Raw genomic sequence first — 3,690 nt, forward strand, 5'->3', positions numbered from 1 at the left:
CGCGTCCTGCATTATCGAGAATGCGTGTTGCACTGCGCCATCGAGACGTTCGTAAATTTCAGGCCGCAAGGTCTTTACCCAAGTCTCGATGGTTGGCTCATCAATCCATTGCCCATCAAATCCAAAAGTTTGTCCTATTTGTCGCCACAACAACCCAGCGACTAAGTCATGCAAACTTCCCCATGGCTTACACAAAGTTTGTCGTTGTCGCTTTTCCGGCAATTGCTGAAGGTACCAATCGACAACATCTGCCAGCTGACGCCATGCTAGCCATACACACCCCTGATAATGAACATAAGCCGCCTGTCGTTCATCGGCGATGTCAGTGACGGCGACTGCGTCGGCTCGCCAGGGCCGGCGCTCGTCCTTTGAGACCGGTGCAAGCGCGAGAAATTGTTGAATACGTATGCCACTTTCCGTCCGGCACACCTTTTGCGGCACTCGAAAACCGGCTGGCCAATGGGGCCAGCATTCAACCGGTCGTGCAGTTGGCGCCGATTCTGGCATTTTTATGTCCGTATCGAGCGACTTAAGAAGGCGATCAAAATCCCGCCCTTCAGCAAGCACTTTGCCCTGCTCATCGACAATCCGAAACCGCATCCGCAGATGTGCAGGCAGCGCTGTGACCTCAAAATCATCCGGTGTCAACTCAATCCCCGTCATCTTGGTCAAGGCGAGACAGAGTTCGGTGAGCAGCTCACCGCTGCGGTCCATGCGCTCCAATGCGGCGCGAGCAAAATCGGGCGCGGGCACAAAATTGCGACGCAAGTTTTTAGGGAGCGTCTTGATTAAAGCGGTCACTTTCTCATGCGTCAGTGATGGCACCATCCAGTCAAACTGTTTGGCATCCAAATCGCCTACGAGACGAACGGGCACCGTCACCGTCACACCATCATGCTCAGACCCGGGCTCAAAGCAATACGACAGCGGCAATTCAATGGCGCCCATTTTCCAAAACTTGGGCATAGCCACCGGCGTGTCCTGTTCGCTTCGTCTGAGTTCCTCCGGTTTGAATATCCAATCGTTTAAAGCCTGCGGTGACTGTCGTCGCAGCCATTTCTCCAACTGCGGCATACGCGTGATCGATGTCGGCACCCGCGCATTCCAAAGCTCGAATAAGACGTCATCATCCACGAGTCGGTCACGACGTCGCGCCATCGCCTCTTCTTCCTTGACCTGGTCAATGGCCTTCCAACAGGCCAAAATGGCGCGTGACCGTGTCTGCCACTGGCGCGCCATTAGCCCCTCGCGAATGAGCAACGCTCGTGCCGTCTTCTTATCCGTTTCATCCAAAGGTACAGGATGACGCCCCTCAACGATCAGGCCAAATAGGCTACGTTGCCGCTCAATCATTGCCATGCCGCGCCGTTTCGACCAAAACGCATCAAAATAGGTGGTTTTGAGTAGATGCGGTACGACGTCAATGGTCCATTTCGGATCAATGACCGCCGCTATGGAGGCGAAAATACTACGCGTTTCAATGATTTCGCCGGCCACAACCCACTTAGGGTTGCGTTTCTTTTCCTGAGGAAGCCGCGCAAAAATAGCTGAACTGCGTATGAGCTTAAAGCGCATATGTCGGGCCCCCTGGTAGTCCCCTTCTGCTGTTTTCTGCCCCACTCTATCCGGGAAACCCACCAACAGCGCCTTATGTAAATTCTCATAATCACCTGGCTGTTCATTGGCCCGCCAGCCAAGTCGGCGACAAATATCCATGATTTGACGAAACGTCTCCCACCAGTCCCGCATGCGTAGCCAAGACAGCATTTCTTTTTTCAATTGTTTGCGAAGCTGACTTCCCGATAACGTCTGTTTAAGGTCATGGACGTAATTCCACAAATTGACCCAAGACCAAAAATCTGACGCTTCGGTATCGAAGCGACGGTGTAACTCATCCGCACGCTGCCTTTTTTCAAATGGGCGCTCCCTCGGGTCAACAACACTAAGCCCCGCGCATATCACAGCAGCTTCTTTCAGACAGTGGCGCTGGCGTGCTGCAATGATGATAGCCGCCAAGCGAGGATCAAGCGGCAGTTGTGCCATCCATCGCCCAACCCGCGTCAAACGGCCGTGTTGATCAATAGCGTTGAGCATCGCCAACAACCGATAGCCATCGCGCCAATCGCGTCGTTCCGGTGGCTCAAGAAAAGGGAAACGTTCCACATCCTTAAGACCAAGATCGAGCATCTTGAGAATGACGCTTGCAAGATGCACTCGCTTGATTTCTGGATCGGTAAATTCGGGCCTAGAGGCAAAATCATCTTCACTGTAGAGGCGGATACAAATACCAGACGCGACCCGCCCACAGCGTCCAGCACGTTGGTTGGCCGACGCTTGTGAAACCGGCTCGACCGGAAGGCGCGCTATCTTGTTTCGGCGACTGTAGCGATTAATGCGCACCAGACCGGTGTCTATCACATAGCGAATGCCCGGCACGGTCAAGGAAGTTTCCGCGACATTGGTGGCCAACACAATGCGTCGCCCGTTAGAAGGCCGAAAAATTCGCTGTTGCTCGGCTTTACTTAGACGCGCATACAGTGGCAAGACTTCTCGTGACGGGCCATAGTGCTGGCGCAATGCCGTTGCCGTATCACGAATCTCACGCTCGCCAGGCAAAAACACCAAGATGTCGCCAGGCCCTTCTCGATCTAGCTCGTCAACGGCTAACAAAATGCCATCAATTGGCTCACGGGCAACGTCTTCATCCGGTTCGGTCAATGGCCGATAACGAATGTCAACCGGGTAGGTTCGTCCACTGACTTCAATCACTGGCGCACCACCAAAATGGCGTGAAAACTTTTCCGTTTCGATGGTCGCTGACGTCACAATCACTTTAAGATCGGGGCGCTTAGGCAATAACCGCTTGAGGTACCCCAAAATAAAATCGATATTGAGGCTGCGCTCATGGGCTTCGTCGATAATGAGGGTGTCGTAACGCTTAAGCAATGGATCCGATTTGAGTTCTGCAAGCAGAACCCCATCGGTCATGACCGCGACGGCTGCCGTTTCCGGAACCTTGTCATCAAATCTGATCTTGTAACCAACCAACTGTTCGCCAGTTGGGCCAAGTTCTTCACTCAATCGGCTAGCAACCGAACGTGCCGCCAATCGACGTGGTTGTGTATGGCCGATCAGAGCGCGTTGGCCACGCCCTTGCTGCATACACATTTTTGGCAATTGCGTGGTTTTTCCGGAGCCTGTTTCGCCTGCGACAATAATGACCTGGTGCTCCGACAGCAGGGCTGATATATCATTCAGCCGCTGACAAACAGGCAAAGCCTCTGGAAAGGCAATGTCCTTAGGCCATAAGGAAAGTTTACGCGATTGCAATCCAGCGGCCATTTCAAAACGCTTTTGCCACTGCGCCACGGCGTGTTCACTCATCTGGCCACGTTGACGACTTTTCTGCAATTTGTGCCATTCACGCCGAAGTTTGTCCGCAAGTTCCTCTGGTACTTGTCGTAGGCAATGCTCAAGCGCTTGTTTACTGTTTGGCCACTGTTCCATCTTCTCAATCTTTACGAGACAAAAAGAAAGCGACGTGATTCGCCGCTTTGTCGATCGAGCGCTGTCATAACAGCGTCAATTATTTCAAGTTTCGAATGAGCAGACAATGTTCAGGCAAACTGTCCATCGGCACAGGAATTCTCACCCTATGTCCAGAGCCTGGTGCTACCTCTGTTGGCTCGC

General features: G+C 53.0%; 1 protein-coding gene. It reads right to left on the reverse strand.

Going from position 1 to position 3,690, the window contains the following annotated elements; genetic code table 11:
* Window positions 1-3,507, reverse strand: a 3,507-nt coding sequence (gene hrpA / locus D6694_10120; protein RMH40333.1) for an ATP-dependent RNA helicase HrpA, incomplete at its 3' end; no start/stop codon positions are given.
* Window positions 3,508-3,690 lie beyond the last annotated feature (183 nt).

It is taken from the genome of Gammaproteobacteria bacterium (assembly GCA_003696665.1).
GTDB lineage: Bacteria > Pseudomonadota > Gammaproteobacteria > Enterobacterales.